At 65.4% G+C, this 16,222-nt stretch carries 9 protein-coding genes; all 9 read left to right on the plus strand.

Going from position 1 to position 16,222, the window contains the following annotated elements; genetic code table 11:
* The first annotated feature begins 80 nt into the window (after nucleotides 1-80).
* The 9 genes from CH306_RS09690 (at nucleotide 81) to CH306_RS09730 (ending at nucleotide 16,123) form a co-directional block, all read left to right on the plus strand.
* The gene (locus tag CH306_RS09690) at nucleotides 81-1,091 is read left to right on the plus strand and encodes an alpha/beta hydrolase (RefSeq protein ID WP_176459410.1); all 1,011 of its coding nucleotides are present in this window, start codon (nucleotides 81-83) and stop codon (nucleotides 1,089-1,091) included.
* A gap of 329 nt (nucleotides 1,092-1,420) precedes the next feature.
* Entirely contained in the window at nucleotides 1,421-2,434 is a 1,014-nt protein-coding gene (locus CH306_RS09695) for an alpha/beta hydrolase (protein ID WP_045197995.1), read from the plus strand.
* 221 nt (nucleotides 2,435-2,655) lie between these two features.
* Complete coding sequence (locus CH306_RS09700; RefSeq protein WP_082073872.1) at nucleotides 2,656-4,557, plus strand: alpha/beta hydrolase-fold protein; 1,902 nt, start codon at nucleotides 2,656-2,658, stop codon at nucleotides 4,555-4,557.
* Nucleotides 4,558-4,644: 87 nt separating this feature from the next.
* Nucleotides 4,645-5,190: a DUF732 domain-containing protein gene (locus CH306_RS09705; RefSeq protein ID WP_032396436.1), complete on the plus strand. Its 546-nt coding sequence runs from the start codon at nucleotides 4,645-4,647 to the stop codon at nucleotides 5,188-5,190.
* A 12-nt stretch (nucleotides 5,191-5,202) separates the two neighbouring features.
* On the plus strand, nucleotides 5,203-6,156 hold the full coding sequence (locus tag CH306_RS09710) for a cutinase family protein (protein ID WP_094646377.1): 954 nt from the start codon (nucleotides 5,203-5,205) through the stop codon (nucleotides 6,154-6,156).
* A 206-nt stretch (nucleotides 6,157-6,362) separates the two neighbouring features.
* Nucleotides 6,363-7,361 carry an LLM class F420-dependent oxidoreductase gene (locus tag CH306_RS09715; protein WP_094646378.1) on the plus strand — a complete coding sequence of 333 codons (999 nt, stop codon included), beginning with the start codon at nucleotides 6,363-6,365 and terminating at the stop codon, nucleotides 7,359-7,361.
* 181 nt (nucleotides 7,362-7,542) lie between these two features.
* Nucleotides 7,543-9,441 (plus strand): long-chain-fatty-acid--AMP ligase FadD32, encoded by a 1,899-nt coding sequence (gene fadD32 / locus CH306_RS09720; protein ID WP_032396433.1) that lies wholly within the window; start codon nucleotides 7,543-7,545, stop codon nucleotides 9,439-9,441.
* A 43-nt stretch (nucleotides 9,442-9,484) separates the two neighbouring features.
* Complete coding sequence (gene pks13 / locus CH306_RS09725; protein WP_094646379.1) at nucleotides 9,485-14,575, plus strand: polyketide synthase Pks13; 5,091 nt, start codon at nucleotides 9,485-9,487, stop codon at nucleotides 14,573-14,575.
* 3 nt (nucleotides 14,576-14,578) lie between these two features.
* On the plus strand, nucleotides 14,579-16,123 hold the full coding sequence (locus tag CH306_RS09730) for an acyl-CoA carboxylase subunit beta (RefSeq protein ID WP_032396431.1): 1,545 nt from the start codon (nucleotides 14,579-14,581) through the stop codon (nucleotides 16,121-16,123).
* Nucleotides 16,124-16,222: the final 99 nt, after the last annotated feature.

The raw sequence follows: 16,222 nt of genomic DNA on the forward strand, positions 1-16,222 counted from the left end.
CGGCAGACATGGTGAACTTGCGAGATCAAGCGTTGATTGCGTAACCGATGTGACGATGAAGCAGCTGAGAGGTCGAGTGCATGCTGGGTAGAAGGAAGAGCCGGTCCGAGGACAAGCGGGGTGGGTCCTGGGGCCGCCGCGCCGCCACGTCCATGCTGATGGCGGTGGTCCTCCCACTGGGATTGGCTGTAGCCGGCGGTGGCGCAACTGCCAACGCAGCCTTCGACGGCAATGCCATCGACGTCTGGACGGACTCGAGCATGGGTCCGATCAAGAGCCGCGTCTGGCGCGCCGCGGACGGCAACACCAATCGCGTCGTCTACCTCCTCGACGGTCTTCGGGCCACGAACGACATCTCCGGTTGGGAGCACGAGACCGACGCCGGTGCCGTGTTGGCCTCCTGGAACATCAACGTCGTCGAGCCGGTGGGTGGACAGTCGAGCTTCTACTCCGACTGGTACGCACCGTCGAACTTCAACGGCCAGCAGACCACGTACAAGTGGGAGACCTTCCTGACGCAGAACCTGCGTGAGAACCTGCGCGCGAACTGGGGCTTCAACCCCAACCGCAACGGCGTCATCGGTATCTCGATGGGTGGCTCGGCTGCTCTGACTCTCGCGGCCTACCACCCGGACCAGTTCAGCTACGCGGGCTCGCTGTCCGGCTACCTGAACATCTCCGCTCCCGGCATGCGCGAAGCGATGCGTCTGGCGTTGCTCGACTCCGGTCGCTACAACATCGACGCGATGTGGGGACCGCCGTGGGATCCGGCGTGGCTGCGCAACGACCCGTTCGTCTTCGCCCCTCGTCTGCGCGACAACGGAACCCGCGTGTGGGTGTTCGCAGGTAGCGGCCTGCCCGGCGGACTCGATCGCCCGCGGAGCTTCATCGACTACTACAACACCGCCAACGGCATGGGCCTCGAGGCCATCGCACTGGCGAACAGTCGGGCGTTCCAGATCCGGATGGCCAGCATCGGTGCCAACAACGTCACCTACGCGTTCCCGGCCGTCGGTACCCACCAGTGGGGTTACTGGGGCGAGCAGATCCGCATCATGGCACCGGACCTGAGCGCCAACATCGGTAACTGAGCCGCTCACGGATCATTTCGGTCGTTTCGCCCGCTTCTCGGCCCTTCGTGAAACTTCACGACTTTTCAGGGCTGTTCAGCGGGGACCGAGCAGGATAGTCTCCTGTTTCGGGGAAACGTCGAGGTGAAACTGGGACGCTGATCACAGTTTTGCCTTGGAACCGCTCGATGGAATAACCTCCATCGAGCGGTTCGCCTGTTTCACAGCAGAACCTCCGATTTTTCAGGACCACGTCGTCCTTCGGCCCGGAGGGGCCACCAGGAAAGCCCTGTTCGATTGCCGGGGGCCGCACGTCGCGGAGACCGCGTAGATGAGAGAGAGCACGATTCATGCGATTTGCCGGCCTCAGCAGAACACCGAAGGCGTCTTCACGCTGGCGTCAGCGCCTGCTCGGCGTCGGTGCTGCAGCGCTCGTCCTTCCCCTCGCAGCCGGTGTCGTCGGTGGAGCGGTCGCTGTCGCAGCACCCGCTCCCGTCGCGCATCAGACCCCTGCCGGTGGCCGTGAAGACCTGATCGTCCCGTCCGAGATGGGCCCCATCAAGGTTCAGGTCCAGTGGGCGGCCCGTGGCGGCAACGCCGCTCTCTACCTGCTCGACGGGCTGCGTGCCCGCGACGACCGCAACGCCTGGACGTTCGAGACCAACGCGCAGGATCAGTTCGCCAACGACGACGTGACCCTGGTCATGCCCGTCGGCGGTCAGTCGAGCTTCTACAGCGACTGGTACACCTCGTCGAACTTCAACGGCCAGGAAGTCACCTACAAGTGGGAGACGTTCCTGACCCAGGAGCTGCCCGCGTTCCTCGAGAACTACGGTGTCTCGCGCAGCAACAACGGTGTGCTCGGACTGTCGATGGGTGGTTCGGCAGCACTGACGCTCGCCGCGTACCACCGCGATCAGTTCAAGTTCGCCGGTTCGCTCTCGGGCTACCTCAACATCTCCGCGCCCGGCATGCGCGAGGCCATCCGCGTCGCCATGCTGGACGCCGGTCGCTTCAACGTCGACTCCATGTGGGGACCGCCCTGGAACCCGGCGTGGCTGCGCAACGACCCGTTCGTCTTCGCGCCGCGACTCGAGGGCCTGTCCCTCTACATCTCGGCAGCCAGCGGGCTGCCCGGCGAGTTCGATCGCCCGGCCGCGCCGATCGACTTCTACAACACCGCCAACGGAATGGCGCTCGAGGCACTCTCGCTCGCCAACACCCGTGCATTCCAGATCCGCATGAACACTCTCGGCATCCCGGCCACGTACAGCTTCCCGGCCAACGGCATTCACGCATGGCCGTACTGGGGAGCCGAGCTGTGGAAGGCTCGCGGCCAGATCCTGGACGCGCTCAACGCCTGACACCGATCGAGTAGTCGTTCTTCGAGAAATGCCGCCCCGCGTCTGTGCGCCGGGCGGCATTTTTCGGTCCCGGCCGCGGTCGCGATGCCGACTCAGTTCACAATTGCACCACCAGTCACAGCGCGTCTGCTGCTCGTCGGCATCGGGCACGTGTAGAAAGACATACGAAGCATGTCTCGATAGGAGACCTTCGAAAGTCACGTCGAAAGAGAGTCACCATCATGCGCACTGAGCTTGTTCGGTTCGGTCGGACTACATCGGCCGGTACACGGGCTCGGCGAGCGGCAGCAGCACTGACCGTCGCTTCCGCGCTGATGATCCCCTTCGCGACGACGACCGTTGCCTCCGCTGCCCCCATCGCGCGGACGGCCCCTGTCGCGCTGGCCGGCCCCGCCTACACGCAGACGTCCGGTGCCACCGTCACGTCGGTGGACTGGCTCTCCGATCGTCGCGTCGCGCTGTGGATCCAGTCGCCCTCGATGGGAACGCCCATCCAGGTTCAGCTGTTGCTCGCGCGTGACTGGAACATCAACCCGCAGGCCACGTTCCCGCAGGTGTACATGCTCGACGGTCTGCGCGCGACCGACCAGGAGAACGGTTGGACGGCCGAGACCGACGCCGAGTCGTACTTCGCCGACAAGAACGTCAACGTGGTCCTCCCCATCGGCGGCCAGTCCAGCTTCTACTCCGACTGGCTCGATCAGGACAACGGCAAGAACTACCAGTGGGAGACGTTCCTGACCCAGGAGCTCCCACCCATTCTCGAGCGGGACTGGCGCAGCACCGACACCCGCGGAGTCGTCGGATTGTCCATGGGCGGTACGTCCGCGATGTTCCTCGCCGCGCGCAACCCCGGCTTCTTCAAGTTCGCGGGTTCGCTCTCGGGCATCCTGACCACCACCTCGCTCGGCATGCCGCAGGCAATCCAGTACGCGATGACCGACGCGGGCGGCTACAGCTCGAGCGCCATGTGGGGCTCGCCGTCCAACTCCCTGTGGGCGCAGCACGATCCGTACCTGCTGGCCGACAAGTTGAAGGGCGTCAGCCTCTACATCTCCAGCGGCAACGGCTCGACCGGACCGTACGACCAGCCGTCGGGCATTCCGGGCGTGAGCACCAACTACGCCGGCATGGGGCTCGAGATCCTCTCGCGCCTGACCTCGCAGTCCTTCGCCACCAAGCTCAACCAGCTCGGCATCCCCGCTCAGGTCAACTACCGGCCGTCGGGCACGCACTCGTGGCCGTACTGGCAGTTCGAGCTGCATCAGCTCTGGCCGCAGCTCGCCACCGCACTCGGAGTCGAGGTCGACAAGCCCGCGTGCAGCGTCGCCGGCATGATCGGCAACGCGAGCGGTGCCAACTCGTGGCTCGGACCGTGCTTGACTGCCGAATACAACGTGGCCGGAGGTCGCGCGCAGGACTTCACCTTCGGCCGGGTCTTCTTCACTCCCGATACCGGTGCGCAGGTCGTCGCCGGAGCCATCGGTGGCATCTACCAGGGCAACAGGGGCCCCGAGGGTGCACTCGGATTCCCGACGACCGGCGAGATCGGAACTCCGGACGGTCGCGGACGATTCAACGCCTTCCAGAACGGAATGGTCTACTTCACGCCGCAGACCGGCGCACACGTGGTCAAGGGTGCTGTGCTCGACGAGTGGGCTGCCCAGGGCTACGAGGGCGGGCCGCTGGGCTACCCGGTGCTCGACGAGGTTCAGACGCCGACCAAGCCCGGATCGGTACAGGGTTTCGAGATCGGTGCCATCTACACCTCGCCCGATGCCGGTGTGCACTCGGTGCAGGGCATGATTCTGGGCAAGTACGGTGAATTGGGTTGGGAGGGTGGAGCTCTCGGGTTCCCCAAGTCCAACGAGCTCGGCCCGATCAGGGACGGCGGACGCTTCAACCAGTTCGAGACGGGCAACATCTACTGGAGCCCGCTGAGCGGAGCCTGGTCCACCCCGTACGGTCCGATCTTCGATGCATGGGGATCGGTCGGCTACGAGGGCGGCCGGTTGGGCTACCCCACCAGCGATCAGTTCGACATCGACGGTGGCGGCAAGCAGCAGAACTTCCAGTTCGGCATCATCACCGTCAAGGACGGCGTTGCCACGATCGCGCCGTAGTTGCTTGCGAAACGACATCAGCTCAGAGTCTTCTCAGAGCGTGGCGGTACTCTCGCCTGCGACCCGACGACCGAAGGATTTCGATCGATGACGCGTAATTCCCTCACCAGGACTCTGTCGCTCGGTGTGTTCGCCCTTGCGGCGAGTTCGATGCTGGTGGCCTGCGGGAGTGACGACTCGACGGCTACCGGAGCGCCGACGACCACCACCTCGGCTGCCGAGACGACGACCGAGGCCGAGTCGACGACGTCGGCCGCAGAGACCACCACTGCTGCGCCGACCACGAGTCCGGGTGAGGCGGCCACCGCGCCGCCCGAGCAGCCGCAGCCCGTCCCGGACGATTTCCCCGGGCCGACGGAAAGCCAGATCGACGACCGCGGCGCGAGCTTCCTGGAGGAGCTGAAGAAGCAGGGGATCACCCCGGCGGGCAACGGCGACATCGCGGTGTCGACGGCCAATTACATCTGTGCCGCGCAGGCGCAGGGCGTCACGGCGGAGGAGATCTCGACCTTCGTCACCGCGAACGTCGGCGTCGAGGCAAGCGCCTCCGGAACGCAGATGAGCGAGACGCAGGCTCAGCAGGCAGCCCAGACCTACATCGCCGCCGCGCAGGCGACGTACTGCAGGCCGTAGAGATCAGCGGTGATGGCCAAGCGTAAGCGCAGAATCCTTCCGGTGATCGCCGTTGCGGCGATCATCGGTCTGATCATCGTCGCCCTGTGGTACCTGCTGGCCGGACGGCTGCCGAAGGAACCGGGCATCCCGGTGCCACCGGGACCGGAGGAGCCGACGTCGCAGCCGGCCGACTGCCCCGACGTCCAGGTCATCGCCATCCCCGGAACCTGGGAATCGTCGTCCACCGACGATCCGTACAACCCGACGGCCAATCCGGCGTCGTTGATGCTCAACGTCACTCGCCCGTTGCAGGAGCAGTTCCCCGGTTCGCGAGCCGACGTCTACACCGTGCCGTACGTGGCTCAGTTCTCCAATCCCATCGCGCTGCCGCCGGACGGTCAGCAGTCGTACAACAACAGTCGTACCGAGGGCAAAGCCGTCGCCGTGCAGAAGATGACCGATGTCAGTGCACGTTGCCCGTTGACCAACTTCGTCCTCACCGGCTTCTCGCAGGGCGCGGTCATCTCCGGCGACATCGCGGCCGACATCGGAGCGGGCAACGGTCCCATCTCCGCCGATCGTGTTCTGGGCGTCACCCTCATCGCCGACGGTCGACGCGACGGCGTCTCCGGGACCGATGTTCCGGCTCCGCTCGACGGCGTCGGTGCCGAGGTCGCTCTCGGCGGACTCGACCTGCCCGGCATCACGATGACGGGGCGTCGAGAAGGAGGCTTCGGTTCCCTCGACGACCGGACCAACCAGATCTGTGCACCAGGAGACTTGATCTGCTCTTCGCCGTCGGATGGATTGTCGCTCCGCAACATTCCGCAAAGCATCCAGATTCTGATCGGGGCTGCAGGCAACCCGGTTCATGCGTCGTACAACAGTTTCGTCGTCGACGGATCCGGTACGACGGCCACTCAGTGGACCGCTGGGTGGGCCGCCGGACTGATCGAGAATGCCCCGACGCCCGCGCATTCGTGAGTGTCGGCGCTTGATAACGGAAACGTCACAACGCGACGTGCAGTGGTCTGGTGCCGCGCACAAACCTTGGCCGCGAAGCCCCCAGCCGGTGTGATCGACTCGGGTCAGCGGCTAGAGTGGCGCCTTGGACCTGCGCAGATCGGCCTCGGCCGGGCTGCTCTCGCCATCAGAAACAAGACCGCTGCACACTCCGAGGAGAGCAATAGATGAGTTCCGCCGAGGCCGCGACCGCAGGGCCGCGCAAATTCCGATTCGCTGCAGGCGGAGAGGGAAACGCCGAGGAGGGCGGGGCTCGGAAGTTCATCAAGCTGGCGCAACAGGCCGAGGAACTGGGTTACGACAGCTTCATGATTCCCGACCACCTGGGCAACCAGGTCGGTCCCATCGCAGCACTCGGCGCGCTCGCCGTGGCCACCGACAAGATTCGGCTCGGCACTGCTGTGTTGGCGAACGGCTTCCGACATCCCGCGGTGCTGGCCAAGGATGCGGCCACCATCGACGTGCTCTCGGGTGGGCGGCTCGAGCTCGGTCTGGGTGCGGGTTGGATGCGTGAGGAATACGACAAGGCGGGGATCACGTACGACCGCCCTGGCGTGCGGATCGAGAAGCTGGAGGAGACCCTCGAAATTCTCGACGTCCTGTTGCGTGGTCAGGAATGCAACTTCGAGGGCAAGCACTACACGATCTCAGGACTCAAGGGCAGTCCTCGGCCCCGCCAGGGACCGCGTCCTCCCATTTGTATCGGCGGTGGCGGTCCGAGGATGCTCGCCCTGGCGGCCAAGCACGCCGACATCATCTCCGTGGTGCCGAGCACCTCGAAGGAGGGCAAGCTGTTGCTCTCGGGCATGACCATCGAGAAGACCCTCGAGCGTGTCGAGCTCATTCGTGCAGCAGCAGGCGATCGGTTCGACGACATCGAACTGAACTGGGCCATCACCACGATCGTCGTCACCGACGACCGTGAGCAGATGGCCGAGATGGCGCTGGCGGCACTCGACAACGGCTACCCACCGAACGTGGACGTCGATGTCAAGCTCACCGTCGAGGACATCCTGTCGTCTCCGTACCTCGCATTCGGGACATACGAGGAAATTGCCGATCAGATCCGTAACGTTCGCGCGCGAACGACGATGTCCTATGTCGGGGTTTTCCCTACTCAAATGGAAGCATTCGCGCCGGTTGTCGACTTGCTGAAAGGCGAGTGACGTAGGCGCGTGTCGGTACCATGTAGCTGGCCTTTCAAACCAGGTGCCAAACCGACACCATAAGAGCTACTAGTCAGTAACATAAAACGCTGTTCGGTGTCCGCATGCACGTAGCCGGTCGTGCGGGCCCAGGTCACGCAGGCTGTGTGGCAGCGGATTCGTGTCGGAGGAGATTGAAGTAATGAGCCACACGTTCGACGATTTCATCGATGAGAACGGCCATATCACCATCGGCGAGGGGCAGACGCTCGTCCGCCACGTCGAGGTGAACGTGAAGGAGAATTCCGACACGCTCGCGTACCGGTTCGTCGATTACTCCCGGGAACGTGACGGCGAAGCTCACGAGCTGACCTGGGCCGAGTTCGGTACTCGCCTCAAAGCTGTCGCTGCTCGCCTGCAGCAGGTCACCCAGCCCGGTGATCGAGTGGCCATCCTGGCACCGCAGGGCCTCGAGTACGTCATCGCCTTCTTCGGAGCGATCTACGCGGGCACCATCGCGGTACCGCTGTTCGATCCCGACGAGCCAGGGCACACCGATCGCCTGCATGCCGTCCTCGGTGACTGCAAGCCGAGCGCCATCCTCACCGCGAGCAACTCGGCAGCAGGCGTACGCGCCTTCTTCCGCGCGCTCCCCGCCGCGGAGCGCCCCCGGATCATCGCCGTCGACGCGGTCCCGGACAGCGTCGGCGAGACGTGGGTCGAGCCGACGGCCGGGCTCGACGACATCGCTTACCTGCAGTACACCTCCGGTTCGACGCGGACCCCGGCCGGCGTCGAGATCACGCACCGCGCGGTCGGCGTCAACGCGCTGCAGATGGTCGACAGCATGGAGATCAACCACGACTCCCGCGGCGTCACCTGGCTGCCGATGTTCCACGACATGGGTCTGCTCACCGTCATTCTCCCGGCGCTCGGCGGCAAGTACATCACCATCATGAGCCCGCGTGCGTTCGTGCAGCGGCCCTGGCGCTGGATCAAGGAACTCGCCGCGGTGTCCGACGGCGCGGGTACCTTCGCAGCAGCGCCGAACTTCGCGTTCGAGCACGCCGCCCAGCGTGGTCTGCCGAAGAACGGCGAGAGCCTCGACCTGTCCAATGTCATCGGTCTGATCAACGGCAGCGAGCCCGTCACCACGTCGTCGATGAAGAAGTTCAACGAGGCGTTCGGTCCCTACGGTCTGCCGAAGTCCGCGATCAAGCCGTCGTACGGCATGGCGGAGGCGACCCTGTTCGTCTCGACCAGCAAGCACGCCGACGAGGCCAAGGTTGTCTACGTGGACCGCGTCGAGCTCAATGCGGGCAACTTCGTCGTCGTCGCCCCCGACGCCCCCGGTGCCATCCCGCAGGTGTCCACCGGAACCGTCGCTCGCAGCCAGTGGGCCGCCATCGTCGATTCCGAGACCGGCACCGAGGTTGCCGACGAGCACGTCGGCGAGATCTGGTTGCACGGCGAGAACATCGGCAAGGGCTACTGGGGCCGCGAAACCGAGACCTCCGAGACCTTCCACAACAAGCTCGTCCACCGCAACCCCGAAGGCTCGCACGCAGACGGAGCTCCCGAGGGTGGCAACTGGATGCGTACCGGCGACTTCGGCGTTTACCACGACGGCGAGCTCTACATCACCGGCCGCGTCAAGGACCTCGTCATCGTCGACGGCCGCAATCACTACCCGCAGGACCTGGAGTTCTCGGCCCAGGAAGCCAGCAAGGCATTGCGTCCCGGCTTCGTCGCAGCCTTCGCCGTCCCGCTCAACCAGCTCCCGGACATCGTCTTCGAGTTCAGTGGCGCAGCCCTGACCAAGGACCCCGACGACAGCTCCGAGCAGCTCGTCATCGTCGCCGAGCGCGCACCCGGCTCCGGCAAGGCAGATCCGGCTCCGATCGCCGACGAGGTGCGTACCGCGGTCTCCGCACGGCACGGCGTCACCGTTCGCGACGTCCTCCTCGTCCCGGCCGGTTCCATCCCGCGCACCTCGAGCGGCAAGATCGCTCGACGCGCATGCAAGGCCGCGTACATCGAGGGCACGCTGCGTGGCGGCTACCAGCAGACGGCCTTCCCGGACGCAGAACTGCCCGACTGACGGACGCACCCTCCGTTTTTCCTCCGACACGACTTGGTGAGTAATGGCTGAACTAGAGACAGACAAAATCGAGCGCGTGGACGGCGGAGACCTCACGGTTGCGCAGCTGCGGGACTGGCTGCGCAACTGGGTTGCGGACGCGACCGGGCAACCGGCGTCGGCCATCTCCGACGACCGCCCGATGGAGGAATTCGGTCTGTCCTCTCGCGATGCCGTCGCATTGAGCGGCGAGATCGAGGAGCTGGTGGGAGTCACGCTGACCGCCACCGTCGTCTACCAGCACCCCACCATCGCCTCGCTGGCCAAGATCATCATCGAGGGCGAGCCGGACGAGCCTGTCGGCACCGTCGACGACGCGTTCTACACCAGCGGCGGGAACTCCGGCGACGCACACGACGTCGCCATCGTCGGCCTGTCGTCCCGTTTCCCCGGCACCGGACAGACTCCGGAGGAGATGTGGTCGCTGCTGATCGAGGGCCGCGACGGCATCACCGATCTGCCCGACGGCCGCTGGCAGGAATTCACCTCCGATCCGGTCATCGCCGCCGCGGTGGCCGCAACGGTGACCAAGGGTGGTTACCTCGACGACGTCAAGACCTTCGACGCCGAATTCTTCGCGATGTCGCCCAACGAGGTCGTCAACGTCGACCCGCAGCAGCGGCTCGCACTCGAGCTGACCTGGGAAGCGTTGGAGCACGCGCACATTCCGGCCAGCTCCATCAAGGGCAGCCAGGTCGGCGTCTTCATCGGCAGCTCCTCCAACGACTACCAGCTCATCGCCGTCAGCGACCCGGCCGTGCACCCGTATGCCCTCACCGGTACGTCCACCGCCATCGTCGCCAACCGAGTGTCCTACTTCTACGACTTCCGCGGGCCGTCGATCGCCGTCGACACCGCGTGCTCGTCTTCGCTGGTCGCCGTGCACCAGGCGGTGCGCAGTCTGCGTACCGGCGAATCCGATCTGGCCGTTGCCGGTGGCGTCAACATGCTTCTCGCGCCGCCCATCACCGTCGGCTTCGGCCAGACGGGTGTGCTCGCGCCCGACGGCCGAATCAAGGCCTTCTCCTCCGACGCGAACGGCATGATCCGTTCCGAAGGCGGCGGACTCGTCGTGCTCAAGCGACTCGAGGACGCCGAACGCGACGGGGACGACATCCTCGCCGTCATCGCCGGATCCGCGATCAACCAGGACGGCCGCTCCAACGGTCTGCTTGCGCCCAACCCGGACGCACAGGCCGATGCGCTGCGGTTCGCATACCGCGACGCCGGCATCAACCCGTCGGGCGTCGACTACATCGAAGCGCACGGCACCGGAACCATTCTGGGCGACCCGATCGAGGCCGACGCTCTCGGTCGGGTGGTCGGTCGCGGCCGTGACGCAGACAAGCCGGCCCTGCTCGGATCGGCGAAGACCAACTTCGGGCACCTCGAATCTGCCGCGGGCGCAGCAGGTTTGATCAAGGTCGTCCTGGCGATGCAGGAGAACAAGCTCCCCGCGTCGCTGAACTACGCGGGCCCCAACCCGTACATCGACTTCGACAAGGCACACCTGAAGGTGATTCCGGAGGCCACCGACTGGCCGCGGTACACCGGCAAGGCCGTCGCGGGTGTGTCCGGTTTCGGCTTCGGTGGCACCAACGCACACGTCGTCGTGCGCGAGTACGTCCCGGGTGAGACCGACGGCGCATTCGACCCCGCGGCCGTGGACCCGGAAGCCGTTCTCGTCGAAGGCCTCACCGACGTCTCCGGTGCCGAGCTGCCGATCGTCGCCGACCCCGAGCCTGGACCTGCCGTCTCGGATGTCGAGACAACCGATCCGGTAGCCGAGGCCGAGACGATTCTGTCCGATGCTGAAACCGGTTCGGAGACAGTCATTCTCGCTGTGTCTGCGGCCCTTCCGTCGCGCCGTAAGCGAGCCGCCGGAGAGTTGGCCGACTGGCTCGAAACCGAAGAGGGCAGCACGACGCCTCTCGTCGACGTCGGCCGCACGTTGGCCCGCCGCAACCACGGGCGTTCGCGCGCAGTGGTTCTGGCATCCTCCACCGCCGAGGCCATCGCAGGATTGCGCGCCATCGCCGCAGGAAAGCCCGGACCCGGAGTGTTCTCCGCAGACTCACCGGCCTCCAACGGTGCAGTGTGGGTGTTCTCCGGCTTCGGCTCACAGCACCGCAAGATGGCATCGCGCCTCTACCGCACCAACGCGGTGTTCGCCGCCGAGGTCGACAAGGTGGACGAACTGTTGGTCGACGAGGCCGGCTACTCCATCCGCGAGATCATCCTCGACGACTCGCAGACCTACGAGTTCGAGAACTCCCAGGTGGGCATCTTCGTCATCCAGATCGCCTTGGCCGCAACGCTTCGCGCCCACGGTGCCGAGCCGTCGGCCGTCATCGGACACTCGATGGGTGAGGTCGCGGCCGCATACGTCGCCGGCGGCCTGAACCTCGAAGACGCAGTGCGCATCATCTACGCCCGGTCGCGACTGCTGGCCGAGGGCCAGGACGGACTCGGAGCCGCATCGCAGGGCGCAATGGCTCTTGTCGAGTACACCCCCGACGAGGTCAAGACCCTCACCGATCAGTTCCCCAACGTCGAGCCCTGCGTTTACGCAGCACCGACCCACACCACCGTCGGCGGACCGCGCGCCGAGGTCGAGGCTCTCGTCGAGATGGCCGAGGCCGCAGGCAAGATGGCCCGACTCCTCGACGTCAAGGGTGCCGGACACACCGCAGCCGTCGACGTGCTGCTCGGTGAGCTGGCCGCCGAACTCGCCGGAATCGAACCCGGCAAGCTCACCGCCGGGGTCTACTCGTCGGTCGATCGCGAGGCCCACTATCGCGTCGGGCATGCGCCGATCCACGGCGTCGAGTACTGGACCAAGGGAATGCGTCATCCGGTCTGGTTCACTCAGGCCGTCAATGTCGCTGTGGGAGACGGACATACGACGTTCGTCGAGCTCGCTCCCAATCCCGTCGCGTTGATGTCGGTTGCCGCAACGGCTTGGGCTGCAGGCGTCGCCGATTCGACTCTGATTCCGACGCTCAAGCGCAAGGAGGACGAGTCAGAGACCTTCCTCGCCGCTCTGGCGCAGCTGTACGTTCACGGTCATGCACTGGAACTGGCAACGCTGTTCGAGTCCGGCCCGTACGCGGACATCCCGCGAACTGCCTACCTGCGCAAGGAGTTCTGGCTGAACTCGCAGGTCAGCTCCAGCGGTAACGCGCGAGTTCCCGGTGCTCGCGTCGCATTGCCGGACGGCCGCCACGTCTGGGAGGTCCAGGCCTCCGCCGTCGCCGATTTCGATGCACTGGTCACTGCGGCCGCGTCGCAGGTGTTCTCCGATGTGGCACTGGGCGTTTCGGTCTCCCACGCCGGCGTGCCGAAGGCGGGTACGGTCGTCACCACGTTGACCTCGCACCTCGGTGGCGCGTCGGTACAGGTGCACGCGCACGAGGGCTCGGCGTTCACCCTGCTGCACGAGGCCGTCGTCACCTCGGGTGACGTTCGACCGGAACCCGTTGTCGCTGTGGAAGAGCGCTCCTCGTCTCCCATGGAGGAGCTGCCGGAGGTCGTCGAGACGTTCGGTGATCGCTGGGATCCGAACGGCAACCAGAAGCTCGAGGACCGACTGGCCGTCATCGTCGCGGAGTCCATGGGCTACGCGCCCGAGGATCTGCCGCCCGAGGTTCCGCTGATCGAACTGGGTCTGGATTCGCTCAGCGCCGTGCGCATCAAGAACCGCGTCGAGTACGAATTCGATATCCCCACAGTGCAATTGCAGGCCGTGCGCGACGCCAACCTGCGTGAGGTGGAGAAGTACCTGCGCTACGCGATCGAGAACCGCGACGAGGTGCAGGCACTGGCAGACAAGCAGGCGGCGGAGAAGGCGGCCGAACAGGCTGCTGCGTCGCCTGCCGCCGTCGAGCCTGCCCCCGCTGCCGGGGACGCTGCTCCCGTTGCCGAGGACACGACTCCCGTCGAGAAGGCTGCCCCGGCAGTTGCTGCCGCGGCGCAGACCGATCTCGGCGGCAAGGAAGCATTCGCCGAGGCCGCCGGATCCGACGTGCCTCCGCGCGACAATGCCGAGCGGATGACGTTCGCGACATGGGCTGTGGTGACGAAGGAATCGGCCAAGGGAATCTTCAACACCCTGCCGATCCTCGACGACGAGACGGCGGAGAAGCTGGCCGCTCGTCTGACCGAGCGGGCCGGCGGCGAGATCACCTTCGACGACGTCCTGGACTCCGAGACCATCGAACAGCTCGCAGACAAGGTTCGTCCGCACCTCGAGGACGGTGAGATCGACGGCGTCGTACGCAATCTGCGTGCCCGGCCCGAAGGCTCCACAGCCACACCGGTGTTCGCGTTCCACTCGGCCGGTAGCTCCACCGTCGCCTACGAGCCGCTGCTGCGGAAGCTGCCTGCCGGCACGCCGATGTACGGCCTCGAGCGCGTCGAAGGCCCCATCGCCGTGCGAGCTGCGGAGTACGTGCCGCTGATCAAGGCGATCCAGCCCGAAGGACCGTACGTGTTCGTCGGCTGGTCGCTCGGCGGCATCCTCGCCTACGAGGTCGCGCGTCAGATGGAGGAAGAGGGCATCGAGGTCGCCTACGTGGGGCTGCTCGACACCGTCATGCCCGGCACGCAGATCCCGGACACCAAGGACGAGGTGCGCAAGCGCTGGGAACGCTACGCGGCGTTCGCGAAGAAGACGTACAACGTCGACTACCCGATTCCCTACGACAAGCTGGTCGACTCCGACGACGAGGGACAGATCCGCATCATCACCGATCTGGTCAAGCTCAGCGGTGCCAAGATCCCCGGCGGGATCATCGAGCATCAGCGCACGTCGTGGCTCGACAATCGGGCCATCCAGACGGCCGAGCTCAAGAAGTACGGCGGGCACGTGACGCTGTACATGGCCGACAAGTACCACGACGACGCGATCGCTCTCGAGCCCGCGTACGCCACCCGCGAAGAGCACGGTGGCTGGGGACCGGTGGTCGAGGACCTGGAGATCGTCTACGTCGGAGGCGATCACCTCGCGGTCGTCGACGAGCCGTACATTGGAAAAATTGCGGCCCATTTGTCGAAGACGCTCGAGAACATCGAGTCTGCAAGAACCGGAGCGTAGATCTTGAGTGGCACCACTGCGGAGAAGCTGGCCGAACTACGGACGAAGCTCGAACAGGCCGAGGAACCGGCCGGCGACATCGGCGTAGCCAAGCGTGCGAAGAAGGGCATCCCCAGTGCCCGCGATCGCGTCAAGTCGTTGCTCGATCCCGGTAGCTTCGTCGAGATCGGCGCACTGGTGAAGGCCCCGAACGACCCGGCCGCTCTCTACAGCGACGGCGTCGTGACCGGCCACGGAACCGTCGACGGTCGTCCGATCGCCGTGTTCTCGCACGATCAGACGGTGTTCGGCGGAACCGTCGGCGAGATGTTCGGCCGCAAGGTCGCCGGAATCATGGACTTCGCCATCAAGATGGGTTGCCCGGTCGTCGGCATCAACGACTCCGGTGGAGCTCGTGTGCAGGACGCGGTCACGTCCCTGGCCTGGTACGCCGAGCTGGGTCGACGCCACGAGGCGCTGTCCGGTCTGTGCCCGCAGATCTCCCTGATCCTCGGCAAGTGTGCCGGTGGTGCCGTGTACGCGCCCATCAACACCGACATCGTGGTCGCCACCGAAGAGGCGTACATGTTCGTCACCGGTCCGGACGTCATCAAGTCCGTCACCGGTGAGGACGTCAGCCTCGACGAGCTGGGCGGTGCCCGCGTCCAGGCTGTCAACGGCAACGTGCACCACGTCGCTGCCGACGAGAAGGCCGCTTTCGAGTGGATCCGGAACTACCTGAGCTACATGCCGTCGAGCTGCCAGGAGGAGTCGCCGGTGATCAACCCGGGGCTCGAGCCGGAGATCACCGAATCCGATCGCAAGCTCGACTCGTTCATGCCCGACGCCGACAACGCCGGTTACGACATGCACGACATCATCCTGCGCATATTCGACGACGGTGAATTCCACGAACTGTCGGGCCAGACGGCACCGAACGTCATCACCGGCTTCGCCCGCGTCGACGGTCGGCCGGTGGGCATCGTCGCCAATCAGCCGATGCACCTGTCCGGGGCGCTCGACGCCAAGGCAGCGGACAAATGCGCCCGCTTCATCCGCCTCAGCGATGCCTACAACATTCCGATCATCTTCCTCGTCGACACACCCGGCTTCCTGCCCGGCGTCGACCAGGAGACTCTCGGCGTCATCCATCGCGGCGGCCGTTTCATCTTCTCCTTCGTCGAGGCGACGGTGCCGAAACTGACCGTGGTGATCCGCAAGTCGTACGGCGGTGGATACGCGGTGATGGGCTCGAAGCAGCTCGGATCCGACATCAACCTCGCCTGGCCGACCGCCCGCATCGCCGTCATGGGTGCCGAAGGTGCCATCAACATCATGAGTCGCAAGCAACTCGCCGAGGCCGGAGAGAACGCACCGGCCCTGCGCAAGCAGCTCATCAACTTCTACAACGAACACGTGGCAACGCCCTGGATCGCCGCCGAACGTGGCTACATCGACGCGGTCATCGAGCCCTCGCAAACACGCCTCGAAATTCGTAAGGCCCTGCACATCCTGAAAGACAAGGAAGTCCACAAGAGTCCACGCAAGCACTCGTTGCTTCCGATCTAGTCGAACCGAAGTGGGGCGATCCTCGTCTGTCGGGGTCGCTCCGCTCCCGTTCGCGTCAATGGACCACTGCACCGGTCAGACGTGTGCAATGGTTCATTC

Source organism: Rhodococcus sp. 15-725-2-2b (assembly GCF_002259075.1).
Lineage (GTDB): Bacteria > Actinomycetota > Actinomycetes > Mycobacteriales > Mycobacteriaceae > Rhodococcoides.